The sequence below is a fragment of the Clavibacter sepedonicus genome, from assembly GCF_000069225.1.
Lineage (GTDB): Bacteria > Actinomycetota > Actinomycetes > Actinomycetales > Microbacteriaceae > Clavibacter > Clavibacter sepedonicus.
In genome coordinates this window covers 2,477,153-2,491,984 of sequence record NC_010407.1, presented here as the reverse complement: position 1 = coordinate 2,491,984, position 14,832 = coordinate 2,477,153, and the positions used below count along the sequence as shown (strand labels likewise).

At 72.3% G+C, this 14,832-nt stretch carries 16 protein-coding genes; 6 read left to right on the top strand and 10 right to left on the bottom strand.

Annotation, left to right across the window (positions count from 1 at the left end):
- Positions 1-80 precede the first annotated feature (80 nt).
- The 5 genes from CMS_RS11635 to CMS_RS11615 are packed head-to-tail and all read right to left on the bottom strand — an operon-like array spanning position 81 to position 5,454.
- Positions 81-1,025, bottom strand: coding sequence for a 5-dehydro-4-deoxyglucarate dehydratase (locus CMS_RS11635; RefSeq protein ID WP_012299637.1), 945 nt, complete (start codon positions 1,023-1,025; stop codon positions 81-83).
- A complete protein-coding gene (locus CMS_RS11630; RefSeq protein ID WP_012299636.1) occupies positions 1,025-2,257 on the bottom strand; it encodes an enolase C-terminal domain-like protein in 1,233 nt (410 codons plus the stop codon). The genes CMS_RS11635 and CMS_RS11630 overlap by 1 nt, the downstream gene beginning before the upstream one ends.
- A 4-nt stretch (positions 2,258-2,261) precedes the next feature.
- On the bottom strand, positions 2,262-3,167 hold the full coding sequence (locus tag CMS_RS11625; RefSeq protein ID WP_012299635.1) for a carbohydrate ABC transporter permease: 906 nt from the start codon (positions 3,165-3,167) through the stop codon (positions 2,262-2,264).
- Positions 3,164-4,126, bottom strand: a complete 963-nt coding sequence (locus tag CMS_RS11620; RefSeq protein ID WP_012299634.1) for a carbohydrate ABC transporter permease — start codon at positions 4,124-4,126, stop codon at positions 3,164-3,166. The genes CMS_RS11625 and CMS_RS11620 overlap by 4 nt, the downstream gene beginning before the upstream one ends.
- On the bottom strand, positions 4,123-5,454 hold the full coding sequence (locus tag CMS_RS11615) for an ABC transporter substrate-binding protein (protein ID WP_223842646.1): 1,332 nt from the start codon (positions 5,452-5,454) through the stop codon (positions 4,123-4,125). The genes CMS_RS11620 and CMS_RS11615 overlap by 4 nt, the downstream gene beginning before the upstream one ends.
- A gap of 128 nt (positions 5,455-5,582) precedes the next feature.
- Here CMS_RS11615 and CMS_RS11610 point away from each other — a divergent pair, with 128 nt between their 5' ends.
- From CMS_RS11610 to CMS_RS16670, 4 genes are all read left to right on the top strand, one after another.
- Positions 5,583-6,392 (top strand): NAD-dependent epimerase/dehydratase family protein, encoded by an 810-nt coding sequence (locus CMS_RS11610; RefSeq protein ID WP_012299632.1) that lies wholly within the window; start codon positions 5,583-5,585, stop codon positions 6,390-6,392.
- A complete protein-coding gene (locus tag CMS_RS11605) occupies positions 6,386-7,180 on the top strand; it encodes an IclR family transcriptional regulator (protein WP_012299631.1) in 795 nt (264 codons plus the stop codon). The genes CMS_RS11610 and CMS_RS11605 overlap by 7 nt, the downstream gene beginning before the upstream one ends.
- On the top strand, positions 7,177-8,283 hold the full coding sequence (locus CMS_RS11600) for a glycoside hydrolase family 10 protein (protein WP_012299630.1): 1,107 nt from the start codon (positions 7,177-7,179) through the stop codon (positions 8,281-8,283). Before CMS_RS11605 ends, CMS_RS11600 begins: the two co-directional genes overlap by 4 nt.
- A gap of 97 nt (positions 8,284-8,380) precedes the next feature.
- On the top strand, positions 8,381-9,343 hold the full coding sequence (locus tag CMS_RS16670) for an IS481-like element IS1121 family transposase (protein ID WP_012296866.1): 963 nt from the start codon (positions 8,381-8,383) through the stop codon (positions 9,341-9,343).
- A gap of 38 nt (positions 9,344-9,381) precedes the next feature.
- On the opposite strand, the gene CMS_RS11590 is transcribed toward CMS_RS16670, so the two are convergent.
- The 4 genes from CMS_RS11590 to CMS_RS11575 all read right to left on the bottom strand — a co-directional run bounded on the left by CMS_RS11590 (position 9,382) and on the right by CMS_RS11575 (position 12,268).
- The gene (locus tag CMS_RS11590) at positions 9,382-9,780 is read right to left on the bottom strand and encodes an SdpI family protein (RefSeq protein WP_012299629.1); all 399 of its coding nucleotides are present in this window, start codon (positions 9,778-9,780) and stop codon (positions 9,382-9,384) included.
- A gap of 37 nt (positions 9,781-9,817) precedes the next feature.
- Positions 9,818-11,185: an L-serine ammonia-lyase gene (locus CMS_RS11585; protein ID WP_012299628.1), complete on the bottom strand. Its 1,368-nt coding sequence runs from the start codon at positions 11,183-11,185 to the stop codon at positions 9,818-9,820.
- Positions 11,186-11,194: 9 nt separating this feature from the next.
- Positions 11,195-11,887: a hypothetical protein gene (locus CMS_RS11580; RefSeq protein WP_162470672.1), complete on the bottom strand. Its 693-nt coding sequence runs from the start codon at positions 11,885-11,887 to the stop codon at positions 11,195-11,197.
- A gap of 120 nt (positions 11,888-12,007) precedes the next feature.
- The gene (locus CMS_RS11575) at positions 12,008-12,268 is read right to left on the bottom strand and encodes a GlsB/YeaQ/YmgE family stress response membrane protein (protein ID WP_012039092.1); all 261 of its coding nucleotides are present in this window, start codon (positions 12,266-12,268) and stop codon (positions 12,008-12,010) included.
- A 184-nt stretch (positions 12,269-12,452) separates the two neighbouring features.
- Here CMS_RS11575 and CMS_RS11570 point away from each other — a divergent pair, with 184 nt between their 5' ends.
- The gene (locus CMS_RS11570) at positions 12,453-12,962 is read left to right on the top strand and encodes a DUF427 domain-containing protein (RefSeq protein ID WP_012299626.1); all 510 of its coding nucleotides are present in this window, start codon (positions 12,453-12,455) and stop codon (positions 12,960-12,962) included.
- 147 nt (positions 12,963-13,109) lie between these two features.
- Positions 13,110-14,072: an IS481-like element IS1121 family transposase gene (locus tag CMS_RS11565; RefSeq protein ID WP_012298215.1), complete on the top strand. Its 963-nt coding sequence runs from the start codon at positions 13,110-13,112 to the stop codon at positions 14,070-14,072.
- A gap of 10 nt (positions 14,073-14,082) precedes the next feature.
- On the opposite strand, the gene CMS_RS11560 is transcribed toward CMS_RS11565, so the two are convergent.
- Positions 14,083-14,820, bottom strand: a complete 738-nt coding sequence (locus tag CMS_RS11560; protein WP_223842787.1) for a CoA-binding protein — start codon at positions 14,818-14,820, stop codon at positions 14,083-14,085.
- Positions 14,821-14,832: the final 12 nt, after the last annotated feature.

The window sequence follows — 14,832 nt, the reverse complement described above, 5'->3', positions numbered from 1 at the left end:
GTGCTTGGTAACTCACATCGTCCCGGAGGTCTTCGCTATCCGCCCACGCGTTCACAACCTCCCGAGGAACTACAGCTAGCTCAGGCGACGACGTCCTCCCCGTGGGCGAGGATCCGCTCGAGCTCGGCGAGCTGCCGCGGCGACGGATCCACGAGCGGCGCCCGCACGGATCCCACCGGCACGCCGCCCAGTCGCAGCCCCGCCTTGATGAGCGACACCGCGAACCCGGGCGTCTCGTCGCGCAGGCGCACGAGCGGCGTGAAGAACTCGTCGAGGAGGAAGCGCTGCCGCTCGAGGTCGTCCGCGCGGTAGGCCGCGTGGAACGCGCTCGCGACGCGGGGGGCCATCGCGAACACGGCCGACGAGTACAGCGGCACGCCGATCGCCCGGTACGCGGCCTGGCTCGACTCGGCCGTGAGGAGCCCGTTGAAGAACTGCACGTCGTCGCGCCCGGCCCGGCGCGCGGCGAGCACGAAGCGCTGGAACAGGGCCACGTCGCCCGCACCGTCCTTGATCCCGGCCAGCGTCGGCAGCGCGAGCAGCCGCTCGACCGTGGCCTCCGTGAACTGCGCCTGGCCGCGGTGGTACGCGATGAGCGGCAGCGGCGTCGCGTGGGCGACGGCCTCGACGTAGGCGGCGAGGCCGTCCTGCGGGCCGGCGACGAGGTACGGCGGCAGCACGAGGATCCCGTCGGCGCCGAGCTCCGTGGCCAGCTGCGCGCAGCGGCGGGCGTGCCCGAGCGGCCCGCCGACCCCCGCGATGACGAGGTGGCGCCCACCCGCGGCGGCGACCCCGGCGCGCACGGCCTGGGCGTACTCGTCGATGTCGAGCGCGTGGAACTCGCCCGTGCCGCACGCGACGAACGCGGCGCCGGCGCCCTGGTCGAGGCCGTGGGCGACGTGCGCGCCGAACACGTCGACGTCGACGCGGTCGGCGGCGTCGAACGGCGTGACGGGGAAGAAGAGCACGCCCTCGAGGGGCGGCAGCAGGCCGGCGGGGGTGGTGGCGGTGTCGGTCGTCGTCATCAGTACCTCGGGAGGGTGGGGTCGTAGGCGGGCTGGATGCTCCGCATGTAGCCGGAGTCGTCGCGTACGGTTCGCCCCGACTCGACGTACACCAGGTGCTGGCGGGCGAGGGCGTCGCGGTCGAGCTCGACGCCGAGGCCGGGGGCGGTCGGCACGGCGACGGATCCGTCCACGATCTCGAGCGCGCCCGGCACGATCACGTCGTCGCCGCGGTTCCACGGGTAGTGCGTGTCGCAGGCGTAGGCGAGCTCGGGGCTGGCGGCGGCGACGTGCGTCATGGCGGCGAGCGAGATCCCGAGGTGCGAGTTGGAGTGCATCGAGAGGCCCACGCCGAAGGTCCGGCAGATGGCCGCGAGCTCGCGGGTGTGCGCCAGGCCGCCCCAGTAGTGGTGGTCGGACAGCACGATCTGCACGGCGTCCTTCGCGAACGCCTCCCGGATCTGCTCGAACGTCACGACGCACATGTTCGTGGCGAGCGGCTGCGGCACGTGGGCTGCGACGCGGGACATGCCGTCGATGCCGAGCACCGGATCCTCGAGGTACTCGAGCACGCCGTCGAGCTCGGCCGCGACGCGCAGCGCCGTCTCATGGGTCCACGCGCCGTTCGGGTCGATCCGCAGCGGGTGCGTCGGGAACGCCTCGGCCAGCGCGCGGATTGCGGCGACCTCCTCGTCCGGCGGGAAGACGCCCGCCTTGAGCTTGATGGAGCCGAAGCCGTAGCGGTCGATGAGGAGGCGGGCCTGCGCGACGATCCCGGCGGGATCCAGCGCCTCGCCGAACGCGTCCGGCGCCTCACCCGGGTGCGCGGCCCACTTGTAGAAGAGGTACGCGCTGTACGGCACGGCGTCGCGCACGCGCCCGCCGAGCAGCTCGCTCACGGGCAGCCCCGCGATCCTGCCCCACGCGTCGTGCGCGGCCACGTCGATCATGGAGTACACGACACGGCGCTCCTGGCGGGTGAGCGGCCCGGCGTCGCCGCCGAGCGCCGCGTCCACCGCCCGCTCGATGCCGTGGAGGTCGGTCACGCGGAGGCCGACGACGGCGTCGCGCACGGACGCGACGCGCTCCGCCACGACCCGTCCGCCCTGCCCCTCGCCGAGGCCCACGACGCCGCCGTCGACGACCAGCTCGACGATCGTGCGGAGCGCGAGCGGCTCGTGCACGCCGTCGGCGTTGAGGAGGGGCGGGTCGCGGAACGCGATGGGGGTGACGACGAGGTCGCGGATGATCATGGTGCTATCCCTTCGTCGCGCCCGAGGTGATCCCCCGGATGAGCGACCGCTGCATGAGCAGGTAGATGACGAGGCTCGGCAGGAGCGCGAGCAGCGCTCCCGCGAGCAGGACGCCCGAGCCGACCGTGGGGTCGGTGCGGAGGACGCTGAGCGCGACCGTGAGCGTGTAGTCGCTCGGGTCGTTCGCGGCGATGAGGGGGAGCAGGTACTGGTCCCAGATCATCATGAAGCCGAAGATCGTGACGACGCCCAGCACCGGCTTGCACAGCGGCAGGATCACGGTCCACAGCATCCGCAGCTCGCCGCAGCCGTCGAGGCGCGCGGCCTCCTCGATCTCGAGGGGGATGTCCTTCATGAACTCCGTCATGACGAGGATCGAGAAGCCCCACACCGCCACCGGCAGGATCACGCCGAGCGGTGTCCCGCGCAGGTCGAGCCCCGTGCCGCCGACGTCGCCGATGACCTGCGACAGCGGGATCGCGATGACCTCCTCCGGCAGCATCATCGTGAGCAGGAACAGCAGCAGCACGAACGACTGGCCGCGGAACCGGTGCCGGGCGAGGGCGTAGGACGTGAGGATCGCGACGCTCACCTGCAGCACGAGCCCGCCGCCCGCGATCACGAGCGAGTTGCGGAGGTAGCCGAGCACGCCGGAGTCGAACGCGACCCGGAACGACTCCAGCGACAGCTGCTGCGGGAACAGGTGGATGCTCGTCGACGACGTGAAGGCGTCGAACGCGCCGGACACGATGATCACGAACGGCGCCGCGAACACCACGAAGGCGACGGCGCACAGCGCGAAGCGGATCACGTTCGACGGGCGGAGGCCGGGCTTCCAGCCGAGCGCGCTGTCGAACTGGCCGTCGTTCCTGCGGCGGGTGGCGCCCGTGGGGCGCTCGAGGATGCTCATCTGGCCTTCTCCTTGCGGGATGACAGGGCGCGGACGCCGACGGTGAGGCCCAGGGTCGCGAGCAGCAGCAGCACGGAGGCCGCCGACGCGACGCCCAGGTCGTTGGCCTTGAAGCCGAGCGAGAACACGCGGGTCATCCAGACCTCGGTGGATCCCGCGGGTCCGCCGCCCGTGAGCACGTACACCTCGGTGAAGGTGCGGAGGCTGCGGATGGCCGCGAGCGTCAGCACGACGCTGACGGCGGGGCGGAGGGCCGGCATCACGATGTACCGGAAGCGCTGGCGCATGCTCACGCCGTCGACCGCGGCGGCCTCGTAGAGCGTGCGGTCGATGCCGGTGAGCCCCGCGAGGATGATGACCATGTTGTAGGGCGCGCCCGTCCAGATGCCGACGAGCATCACGTAGCCGAGGGCCGTCGACTGGTCGCTGATGAAGCCCTGCGGCGGGATCCCCACCATCCCCAGCAGCGAGTTGAGGAAGCCGGTCTCGGTCGGGAAGTACAGGATCCGCCAGATCTCGCCGATGACCGCGACCGCCGTCACGACGGGCAGGAACACGGCCGTGCGCACGAACCACAGCCGGCGCGACGTGCCCTCGAGCAGCAGCGCGAGCGCGAGGCCGATGATGAGCGCGCCGACGGTCTGCCCGACGCCGAGCAGCACGGTGTGCCCGAGCGCCTCGGTGAACCGCCGGTCGCGGAGCACGTGCACGTAGTTGTCGAGACCCAGGAACCTGTCGCCGAGGAAGGGCTGGACCTTCACGAAGCTCATCCGGAAGCCCTCGAGCATCGGGATGAACTTGAACAGCGCGCCGAGCACGAGGCCAGGCACGAGGAAGGCCCACGGGATCAGCGAGCGCGTGCGGAACGGCAGCCGGCCCTTCGGCTGCACGGGGCTGGGGGCCGCGGGCGCGCGGCGCTCGGGATCCACCAGGAGCGGTGCGGGGGCGCCGATGCTCATCCCTGCACCCCCTGCTCGTCGAGCTCGTCGGAGAGCTGGGACTGGATGTCGGACAGCGCCCCGGGGATGTCGCTGGAGCAGTCGGCGATGACGCCGTTCAGCCCGTCCGCGACGATCTGGCGGTAGGGCGTGAAGTCGATCGCCCACGGGAACGACCGGCCGTGCTCGTCGTAGACCTGCTTCGCGGTGTCCCAGCGCGGGTCGTCCTTCACCGCGCCGATGTCGACGGAGCTGTTGACGGGGATCCGCACCACCGGCTGCGCCAGCACGCCCTGGTCGTTCGTCTTCACCTGCATGGCGAGCTGCTGCGCCTCGGGCGTGATCATGAACTCGGCCAGCTGCTCCTGCAGGTCCTGCTTCTTCGAGGAGGCGCCGAAGTAGATGTCCTCGCCCTCCGCGAACGAGTCCGTGCCGCCGCCCGGGCCCGCCGGGGTCGGGATCACCTCCACATTGTCCTTGCCGACCGCCGCGTCGAACGAGCTGAGGTTGTAGGGGCCGGTCTGGTAGATGCCGGCCGTGCCCTGCGCGAAGAACGGCGTGTTGGCGATCGTGAGGTTCACGGAGCCGGGGACGACGACGCCCGGGGTGCAGAACTGGTCGCGGATCCACTCCATGGCCTTCTCCGTGCCCGGGTTGTCGAAGTCCGCGGTGTAGGTGCCGTCGCCGTCGTCCTTCAGGATGTCGCCGCCGGCCTGCCAGATGTACGACGCGGCCCAGCGCGCGATGTACCCGTTCTCGGCGCTGCCCGGCACGACCATGCCGTAGGTGTCGGCCTTGCCGTCGCCGTCCGGGTCGTCCTCGGCGAACGCCTTCGCGAGCGCGGAGAGGTCGTCCCAGGTCTTCGGCACCGGCAGGCCGAGCTTCTCGCGCCAGTCCTTGCGGATGAAGGTGATGGCGGCCTGGCGCGACCACGGGATGCCGTAGTAGTCGCCGTCGGTGCCGCGCGTGCTCTGCCACGTGGCGTCGGAGATCTGGTCGCCGCCGGCGACGGCGTCGCGGTCGACGGGGCGGAGGAAGCCCTGCGACTCGTAGGTGCCGAGGTTGCCGGCGTCGGTGACCATCACGTCGGGGAGGCTCCGCTGCTGGGCGCGCGCCTGCAGCTGCGTGTCGAACTCGGGGACGGGCTTGTAGTCGATCTTGATGCCGGTCTTCGCGGTGAAGGCGTCGAACACGAACTGGTAGGACGCGGCATCGTCCGGCGTGCTGCGCGTCCACACCTCGAGGGAGCGGTCGTCCGCGGAGGTGGAGCCGCCGCCGTCCGACGCGGAGCAGGCGCTCATGGTGCCCGCGAGCGCGGCGACGGATGCCAAGGCGATCGCCCTCCGCACGAGTCGAGTCTTCATCATCGAATCTCCATTTGCATGCTTGAATGCATTGCGTCAGTGTGAATGCGCTGCTACGGTAATGCAATCGACGGCGATGTCAATCGCCGGTGGGACGACCCTGAGGAGAAGGCATGGCGGACACGACGCGCATCGTGATGACGGGGGCCGCCGGCATGGCCGGACGCGGCGTCCGGCCCCTGCTGCGGGCGGCGGGCCACGAGCTCGTGCTCCTCGACCTGGTGGATCCGGAGCCGGTCGAGGGGGAGCGTGCCGTCATCGCCTCGGTGCGCGACACCGACGCCGTGCGCGATGCCGTGCGCGGCGCGGACGTCGTGGTGCACCTCGGCGGGATCAGCCGCGAACGGCCGTGGGACGACGTGCTCGCGGCGAACATCGACGGCACCCGGAGCGTGCTCGACGCCGCGCGCCAGGAGGGCGTCCGCCGCGTCCTCCTCGCGAGCTCCACGCACGCCGTCGGCTTCCACCCGGTGCCCGCGGTGCCCGTCGACCACCTGCCGCCCCGGCCGGACAGCCTCTACGGCGTGACGAAGGCGGCCATGGAGGCGCTCGGATCCGTGTACGCCGACCGCCACGCGATGAGCGTCGTGAGCGCCAGGATCGGCACGCTCCTCGACCGGCCGACGGGTCGCCGCTCGCTCTCCACCTGGCTCTCCTTCCCGGACCTCGCGCGGCTCGTCGAGGCCGTCGCCGCGCTCGAGGAGCCCGGCCACCGCATCGTCTGGGGCGTGTCGCGCAACGCCCGCGCGTGGTTCTCGCCCGAGTCCGGCGAGCGGATCGGCTACTACCCTGAGGACGACGCGGAGGCGTTCGCGGCCGGCATCGTCGACGTGGACGACGCCGACGTGGACGACGCCGACGCGAACGGACTCATCGGCGGCGAGTGGGCCGCTCCGGAGCACGCACTGGGAGACGCATGGTGACCGACGGACCGGCAGGGGAGCGCGGGGCACGGCCGGTCAAGTCGGCGGAGCGCACGCTGGCGCTGCTGGAGCGGCTGGCCGCGTCGTCCGAGCCCGTCTCCGTCGTGGACCTGCACCGCGCGTCCGGCTACCCGCGGTCGAGCCTGCACCAGCTGCTGCACACCATGGCGGCGAGCGGCTGGATCCAGATGCTGCAGGACGGCACGCACGTCTCCATCGGATCCCGCGCGCTCGTCGTCGGCACCGCCTACCTCGACCGCGACCGGGCGCTGCCGCACGCCCTCGCGGCCCTCGAGCGGATCCGCGACGAGACCGGGTACACCGCGCACTACGCGCGCCGCGAGGGCGACCGCGTGCTGTACCTCGCCACGCGCGAGACCACCGAGTCCCGGCGGGCGACCTCGCGCGTCGGCCGGCAGCTGCCCGCGCACGTGACGTCGCTCGGCAAGGCCCTGCTCGCGGAGCTCAGCCCCGAGGAGCGTCGGGAGGTGCTCGGATCGGGCCCGCTCGCCGCCCTCACCCCGCAGACCGTGACTGACGTCGCCGCGCTCGACGCGCAGCTCGACGCGGCGCGTGAACGCGGCTACGCGCACGAGCGCGAGGAGAACCTGGCCGGCGTCAGCTGCGTCGCGGTGAGCGTGGGCTACCGGATCCCCGCGACCGACGCGATCAGCTGCTCCATGCCCATCGACCGCGCGAGCGACTCCGAGGTGGAGCGCGTCGCGGGGATCATCGGCGCGCACGCGCACCGGCTCGCCCAGGCGCTGCGGTCGGCGGGCGTGCGATGAGCGTCGCGTTCTGCGCCTACCCGTGGGACCTGATCGACGACCCCGACGCTGTCACGCGGGTCCGGGCCGCGGGCGCCGACGGCGTCGCCATCGCGGCCGCGTACCACTCGGTGCGGGCCGCGACGCCGCTGCATCCGCGGCACCGCATCGTGGACGCGCGCTCCGCGGCGCTGTACCTGCCGGTGCGCGAGGGGGCCTGGGGCGAGCTCCGGCCCGACGACGACACCCCGTGGGTCGGCCCGGACGCGTTCGCCCGGGCCGCCGCGATCGCGCGCGCCGCGGGCCTCCGGGTCGAGGCGTGGATCGTCCTCACGCACTCGACGTCGGTCGGCACGCGCAACCCGGGCAGCTGCGTCGTCAACGCGTTCGGCGAGGCGTACCCGTACGCGCTCTGCCCCGCGCGCCCCGAGGTGCGTGAGTACGCGACGGCGCTGGTCGCCGAGACGGCCCGGGCGGTGGACCTCGACGGCGTGATGCTCGAGGCGTGCGGCCCCATGGGCCTCGGCCACCTCGGGCACCACGAGAAGACCGCGGGCGCCGACTGGTCGGCCGAAGCCGAGGCGCTGCTGTCCATCTGCTTCTGCACGGTGTGCGTCGGGCTGCTCGCGGAGGAGGGCGAGGATCCGGACGCGCTCCGCGCCGACGTGCGCGCCCGCGTCGACGCGGACGGCGGGCTCGACGGGCTCGACGCCGTCCTGCGCGTGCGCAGCCGGGCCCGGCGGCAGCTCCTCGACGCGTGCCTCGCCGCCGCGCGTGACGCCGGCGTCGACCGCGTCGTCGTGCACGCGCAGGCGGATCCGTGGGCCACCGGGCCGTTCGCCGCGCTCCTCGACGACCTCGACGAGGTGGACGGCGTCGTGGTGCTCGACGCCGTGGCCCACGACGCCGACGCGATGCGCGCGCTCCGCGAGCGGCTGCCCGGCATCCCGCTCGGCGGCTACCTCTGGGCGCTGCCGCCGGCGACGCCTGCGAGCATCCGCGCCGGCTGGCCCGCGGCCGTGCGCGGGATAGACGACACGTACGTGTACCACCTCGGCCTCGTCGGGCGGGATCGCCTGGCTGCTGTGGGCGACGCGCTGCGCGAGGCGGGCTCGCCGGCCTAGTTGTACTCGGCCATGACGTTGGTGACACTTCGGGGCGTGTGAAGAGGCCTCCTGGCTTGATGGAGCTGTTCAGTTCAACCATCGCCAGGAGGCCTCGATGTCCCACGGTAATGCTCGTCTGACGGTTCACGGGAGGGTTCTCCTCGTGCGGCGGGTGGTGGAGGATCGTCGGCCGGTCGCGCACGTCGCGCGGGAGCTGGGGGTGTCGCGGCAGTGCGCGCATCGATGGGTGAACCGGTTCCGTGCCGAGGGGCTGCGAGGGCTGACGGATCGGTCATCGCGGCCCCGGTCAGTACCGAGGCGAACGAGCCCGGAGCGGGAACGGGCCGTGCTGGAAGCGCGGGCCCAGTTGCGGGCGGGTCCTGCGCGGCTGGCGCCGGTGACAGGTGTTCCATCCCGTACGATCTCCCGCATCCTGCGCCGGCACGGGGCGCCGCCGTTGGCATGGTTGGACCCCGTCACCGGGGCCGTGATCCGGGCATCCCGGTCAACGGCGCACCGGTATGAGCACGAGCATCCGGGTGATCTGATCCACGTGGACGTGAAGAAGCTCGGGAGGATCCCGGACGGAGGCGGCTGGCGGGTCCACGGGCGCAGCGAGCAGGTCCGCGGCCGCGGGATCGGGTTCGATTACGTCCATGCCGCGGTCGATGACCACACCCGTCTCGCCTACGCGGAGATCCATCCCGATGAGAAAGGCGCGACCGCGGCCGGGTTCCTGACCCGCGCAGCGGCGTACTTCGCCGGGCGCGGGATCACCCGGATCGAGCGGGTCATCACGGACAACGCGTTCGCCTACCGGCACTCGACCGCGTTCAAGAACGCCGTCCAGGACCTGGGCGCGCGGCAGAAGTTCATCCGCCCGCACTGCCCCTGGCAGAACGGCAAGGTCGAGCGCTTCAACCGGACCCTCGCGACCGAGTGGGCCTACCGGCAACCCTTCACCAGCAACCAACACCGCGCCGACGCGCTTGACCCCTTCATCGAGCACTACAACACTGAACGAATCCACTCAAGCCACGGGCTCACGCCCGCGGCCCGAGTGTCACCAACGTCATGACTCAGTACACCTAGTCGCGCCGGGCTGGTCGCGCCGCCCTAGTCGTGCCGGATCCGCGGCGGCCGGTCCCAGCGCTCGGCGTCCTGCCGCTCGGCGTCCTGGCGGCGCGTGACCCGCTTCGCCGCCTGCCCCGCGCGGAACGTGCTCCAGACGATCCCGCCGACGAGCAGCAGCCCACCCCAGCTGGCGACGCTGTTCATGCCGGCGCCGGCCGCGATCCCGCCGATGACGCCGCCGATCGCGACGGGCAGGCACGTGCTGCGGAGCGCCGGGAGGGCGGCCTGGTGCCCGGCCTTCCATGACGCATCGCTCACCATGAGGGGGCGCGTGCGGATCCCGATCCAGCCGTTGCGCTTGAGCGCGCCCCAGGCCGCGAGCTGCGTGGTGCCGAGGATCAGCAGCGCCGCGACGGCGAGCAGCAGCGCGGGGACACCCATGCGCCCAGCCTGACACGGCCGGCCGCCGCCCGGACCCTCAGCACTCGATGACGTTGACCGCGAGCCCGCCCGTGGACGTCTCCTTGTACTTGGTGGACATGTCGAGGCCCGTCTGCCGCATGGTCTCGATCACGGTGTCGAGGGAGACGAGGTGCGTGCCGTCGCCGTGCAGCGCCATGCGCGCGGCGTTGACGGCGGTGGAGGCGGCGATCGCGTTGCGCTCGATGCACGGGATCTGCACGAGCCCGCCCACGGGATCGCACGTGAGGCCGAGGTGGTGCTCCATCGCGATCTCGGCCGCGTTCTCGACCTGCCGCGGGGATCCGCCGAGCACCGCGCAGAGGGCGCCCGCCGCCATCGCGCACGCCGTGCCGACCTCGCCCTGGCAGCCGGCCTCCGCGCCCGAGATGGACGCGTTGGCCTTCACGAGCGACCCGATGGCGGTCGCAGTGAGGAGGTAGTCGCGGATCCCGTCGCGGTCGGCGCCCGGCACGAACCGCAGGTAGTAGGAGCCGACCGCGGGGATGATGCCGGCCGCGCCGTTCGTGGGTGCAGTGACCACGCGCCCGCCGGACGCGTTCTCCTCGTTCACCGCGAGCGCGAACGCGTGCAGCCACTCGTGCGACGTGTCGCGCGTGCCCTCGGCGTCGATCGAGGCCAGCTGCGACGCGACGCGCGCCGCCCGCCGCCGCACGTTGAGCCCACCCGGCAGCGTGCCCTGGCCGCCGAGCCCCGCGGTCACGCACGCGGCCATCGCGTCCCAGATCGCGTCGAGCCCGGCGACCGCGCGGCGGGATCCGTGGATCGACTCCTCGGTGTCGCGCGCGACGTCGGCGATGGAGCGCCCTGTGGTCTCGGCCAGCTCGATGAGCTCGTCGGCGTTGGAGAAGGAGTGCGGGAGCCCCGTGGGCAGCACGGCGGACGGCGCCTGGTCCTCGCGCAGCACGAAGCCGCCGCCGACCGAGAACCACGTGCTCTCGAGCACCGTGCCGCCGTCGGCGTCGAGCGCGGCCAGGTGCATCGCGTTGGGATGCCGGGGGAGGCGCGTGAACGGCTCGAACGTGAGGTCGCGGCCCACCATGCGCACCGGGTGGATCCCCGCGAGCGGCACGTCGACGCCCTCGCCGAGCCCGGACCAGCGGCCGCGCACCTCGTCCGGATCGCACGTCTCGGGCGCGAGGCCCGCGAGCCCCGCGACGACCGCGTCGGGCGTGCCGTGTCCGAGCCCGGTCGCGCCGAGCGAGCCGTACAGCCGCACGGTGACGCGCGCGATCTCCGTGAACCGCGGCGACGCCTGGCACTCCTCGGCGAAGAGCAGCGCCGCGCGCATGGGGCCGACGGTGTGCGAGCTCGACGGCCCGATCCCGATGGAGAAGAGGTCGAGTGCCGAGACGTACGCTGTCATCCCGTCAGACTATGCCGCCGCCTCCGCGCGGTCGGCCGCGGGGGCGCTCGCCGAGCCGGTGGACGCGGTGGCCCCGGGGCGTGCCGGTCCGCGCGACGCGAGCGCCAGCCAGGTCCAGCCGATCGCGAGGCCGAGCATGGTGATCACCCCGCGCGGGAAGAAGATGTGGCTGTCGACGAACGAGACGGCCGCGACCACGGCGATCGCCGCGCCCGGCAGCGCCAGGAGCCCCGCATGCCGGATCACGAGCGCGCTCGCCAGCACGGTGACGGCGACGTACGACCAGACGCCCGTGACGACGATGTCGTCCGCGAGGCCGTACATGGTGATGACGCCCTGGCCGCCCTCGAGCTGGAGGGCGCCCGCCGCGATGCCCGCGAGGATGTCGAGCGCCTGGTAGCAGACGGCGTAGGCGAACCCGAGGACAATCGCGACGATGCCGAGGCGGCGGTCGTGGCGGCGCGTGAGGAGGATCGGCGCGATCGCGAGCAGCGGGAAGACGGGCAGCAGGGCGATGTGCATGTCGCGCCAGTGCATCGCGGTGTCGTCGGTCAGATGGTCGGGGTGCGACAGGCCGGCGGCCGCGAGGGCCAGGGGCGGCAGCGCGACCGCGACGAGGACGGCGGCGGTGCGGGAGCGGGAGGAGGAGGAGGAGGAGGAGGAGGAGGAGGAGGAGGAGGGCGGGGCGACGGCGTCGGGCATGCGGTCATCGTAGGCAGAGCCGGGGGCGCGACCCGCCCGGATCAGGAGTCCGACATGCAAGGAGCCCCCGCCGCCGGACCGCGTGGGTCGGGCGACGGGGGCTCCGCGATGCAGGAAGGACTAGGCCTTCTTGCGACCGACGATCGCGCCGTAGACCAGCAGGACGATGATCGCGCCGACGATGGCGAGCGCGAGCGACCCGAGGTCGAAGCTGTCGACGCCCTTGTTGAAGAGCGCGCTGCCGATGAAGCCACCGAGGAAGGCCCCGACGACGCCCAGGATCAGCGTGACGATGATTCCGCCACCCTGCTTGCCCGGGAGGATCAGCTTGGCGAGCGCTCCGGCGATCAGACCCAGAACCAGAAAACCGATGATGCCCATGTGCGTTACTCCTCGAAGATTTCGTGCTGTGTGACACCCGAATGCGGGTGGACGACTCCCAGTCAAGCACTGTAGGGACCATTCGTGCAAAAACGTTTAGTGGATACGTCTTTACCGGACGGGGGCGCCGGGCCCGTCCCGCCGCGGGATCCGGGCGCTCAGCCACCCGCGGTACCGTCGGCGCATGCGCATCCCCCCGGCCCGACGTCCCCGCGAGATCCCCGGCGACGGGCAAGAGTCGGTGTGGGACTACCCGCGTCCGCCGCGGGTGGATCCGAGCGGCGAGCGCGTCGTGATCGAGCTCGGCGGCCGCGTCGTCGCCGACAGCCGATCCGCGGTGCGGGTGCTCGAGACCAGCCACCCGCCCGTCTACTACCTGCCCTCCGCCGACTTCGCCGCCGGGGTCCTCTCGTCCGCGGCCGGCCGGTCGTGGTGCGAGTACAAGGGGGAGGCGTCGTACCTCACCATCACCGCGGGCGGGGTCACGGCCGACCGTGCTGCGTGGTGGTACCCGTCGCCCACGCGCGGCTTCGAGGTGCTCGCCGACAGGATCGCCGTGTACCCCTCGCGGATGGACCGCATCACGGTCGACGGCGTCGTGGTCGAGGCGCAGGAGGGCGACTTCTACGGCGGCTGGATCACGCCGCGCGTGGTCGGCCCGTTCAAGGGCGCGCCGGGCACGCTCGGCTGGTGACGCGGACGGGCGTCGTCGTGCGCCCGACGGGATCCGGCGGGCTCCGCTAGCTGTACTCGGCCATGACGTTGGTGACACTTCGGGGCGTGTGAAGAGGCCTCCTGGCTTGATGGAGCTGTTCAGTTCAACCATCGCCAGGAGGCCTCGATGTCCCACGGTAATGCTCGTCTGACGGTTCACGGGAGGGTTCTCCTCGTGCGGCGGGTGGTGGAGGATCGTCGGCCGGTCGCGCACGTCGCGCGGGAGCTGGGGGTGTCGCGGCAGTGCGCGCATCGATGGGTGAACCGGTTCCGTGCCGAGGGGCTGCGAGGGCTGACGGATCGGTCATCGCGGCCCCGGTCAGTACCGAGGCGAACGAGCCCGGAGCGGGAACGGGCCGTGCTGGAAGCGCGGGCCCAGTTGCGGGCGGGTCCTGCGCGGCTGGCGCCGGTGACAGGTGTTCCATCCCGTACGATCTCCCGCATCCTGCGCCGGCACGGGGCGCCGCCGTTGGCATGGTTGGACCCCGTCACCGGGGCCGTGATCCGGGCATCCCGGTCAACGGCGCACCGGTATGAGCACGAGCATCCGGGTGATCTGATCCACGTGGACGTGAAGAAGCTCGGGAGGATCCCGGACGGAGGCGGCTGGCGGGTCCACGGGCGCAGCGAGCAGGTCCGCGGCCGCGGGATCGGGTTCGATTACGTCCATGCCGCGGTCGATGACCACACCCGTCTCGCCTACGCGGAGATCCATCCCGATGAGAAAGGCGCGACCGCGGCCGGGTTCCTGACCCGCGCAGCGGCGTACTTCGCCGGGCGCGGGATCACCCGGATCGAGCGGGTCATCACGGACAACGCGTTCGCCTACCGGCACTCGACCGTGTTCAAGAACGCCGTCCAGGACCTGGGCGCGCGGCAGAAGTTCATCCGCCCGCACTGCCCCTGGCAGAACGGCAAGGTCGAGCGCTTCAACCGGACCCTCGCGACCGAGTGGGCCTACCGGCAACCCTTCACCGGCAACCAACACCGGGCCGACGCGCTTGACCCCTTCATCGAGCACTACAACACTGAACGAATCCACTCAAGCCACGGGCTCACGCCCGCGGCCCGAGTGTCACCAACGTCATGACCCAGTACAGCTAGACCGCGGCCTTGCGCGAGCTGATGACGCCCGTGTCGAAGCCGAGCAGGTGCAGGCCGCCGTGGAAGCGGGCGTGCTCGACCTTGATGCAGCGGTCCATGACGACCGTGAGGCCGCGGGCCTCGGCGTCCACCGCCGCCTCCTGGTTCCAGATGCCGAGCTGCACCCAGATGACGGGCGCGCCGATCGCGACCACGTCGTCCACGACGGACGGGATGTCGCTGGCCTTCCGGAACACGTCGACGATGTCGGGCACCTCGGGCAGCGACGTGAGGTCGGGGTACGCCGTGTGCCCGAGGATCTCGGTGGCGTTCGGGTTCACGAAGTACACGCGGTAGTCGCTCGACTGCTGGAGGTAGGTGCCGACGAAGTAGCTGGAGCGGGCCGGGTTCGGCGAGGCGCCGACGATGGCGACGCTCTTCGCGCGGCGGAGGATCGCCTGGCGCTCCTTCGCGCTCGGGCCCGTCCACGTGCGCTCGGAGCGGAGGAGCGCGGCGAGCGGGCTCGAACGGGGGATCGCGCAGGTGAGGCCGTTCTGGAGCTGGGTGGTCTGGGTGCCGTCGGCGTCGGGGTCGGCGACCGGCTCGGCGGGAACGGATGCGTCGGCGTCGGCTGCCTGCGCCTCGGCCGCGTCGCCGGCCGCGCGGTCCGCGGCCTCCTCGGCGGGGTCGAGCGGTGCGAGGTCGGCGGCGTCCGCGGCCGGGTGGGGAGCGGATCCGGTCTTCTCGGGCGGCACGCCGCCGGTGTC

What these genes read in the sequence shown, in the direction of transcription:
- CMS_RS11565 (WP_012298215.1), top strand. Translation starts at nt 13,110, where the DNA reads ATGTCCCACGGTAATGCTCGTCTGACGGTTCACGGGAGGGTTCTCCTC.
- CMS_RS11610 (WP_012299632.1), top strand. Translation starts at nt 5,583, where the DNA reads ATGGCGGACACGACGCGCATCGTGATGACGGGGGCCGCCGGCATGGCC.
- CMS_RS11630 (WP_012299636.1), bottom strand. Translation starts at nt 2,257, where the DNA reads ATGATCATCCGCGACCTCGTCGTCACCCCCATCGCGTTCCGCGACCCG.
- CMS_RS11580 (WP_162470672.1), bottom strand. Translation starts at nt 11,887, where the DNA reads ATGCCCGACGCCGTCGCCCCGCCCTCCTCCTCCTCCTCCTCCTCCTCC.
- CMS_RS11585 (WP_012299628.1), bottom strand. Translation starts at nt 11,185, where the DNA reads ATGACAGCGTACGTCTCGGCACTCGACCTCTTCTCCATCGGGATCGGG.
- CMS_RS11590 (WP_012299629.1), bottom strand. Translation starts at nt 9,780, where the DNA reads ATGGGTGTCCCCGCGCTGCTGCTCGCCGTCGCGGCGCTGCTGATCCTC.
- CMS_RS11605 (WP_012299631.1), top strand. Translation starts at nt 6,386, where the DNA reads ATGGTGACCGACGGACCGGCAGGGGAGCGCGGGGCACGGCCGGTCAAG.
- CMS_RS11575 (WP_012039092.1), bottom strand. Translation starts at nt 12,268, where the DNA reads ATGGGCATCATCGGTTTTCTGGTTCTGGGTCTGATCGCCGGAGCGCTC.
- CMS_RS16670 (WP_012296866.1), top strand. Translation starts at nt 8,381, where the DNA reads ATGTCCCACGGTAATGCTCGTCTGACGGTTCACGGGAGGGTTCTCCTC.
- CMS_RS11625 (WP_012299635.1), bottom strand. Translation starts at nt 3,167, where the DNA reads ATGAGCATCCTCGAGCGCCCCACGGGCGCCACCCGCCGCAGGAACGAC.
- CMS_RS11570 (WP_012299626.1), top strand. Translation starts at nt 12,453, where the DNA reads ATGCGCATCCCCCCGGCCCGACGTCCCCGCGAGATCCCCGGCGACGGG.
- CMS_RS11620 (WP_012299634.1), bottom strand. Translation starts at nt 4,126, where the DNA reads ATGAGCATCGGCGCCCCCGCACCGCTCCTGGTGGATCCCGAGCGCCGC.
- CMS_RS11600 (WP_012299630.1), top strand. Translation starts at nt 7,177, where the DNA reads ATGAGCGTCGCGTTCTGCGCCTACCCGTGGGACCTGATCGACGACCCC.
- CMS_RS11635 (WP_012299637.1), bottom strand. Translation starts at nt 1,025, where the DNA reads ATGACGACGACCGACACCGCCACCACCCCCGCCGGCCTGCTGCCGCCC.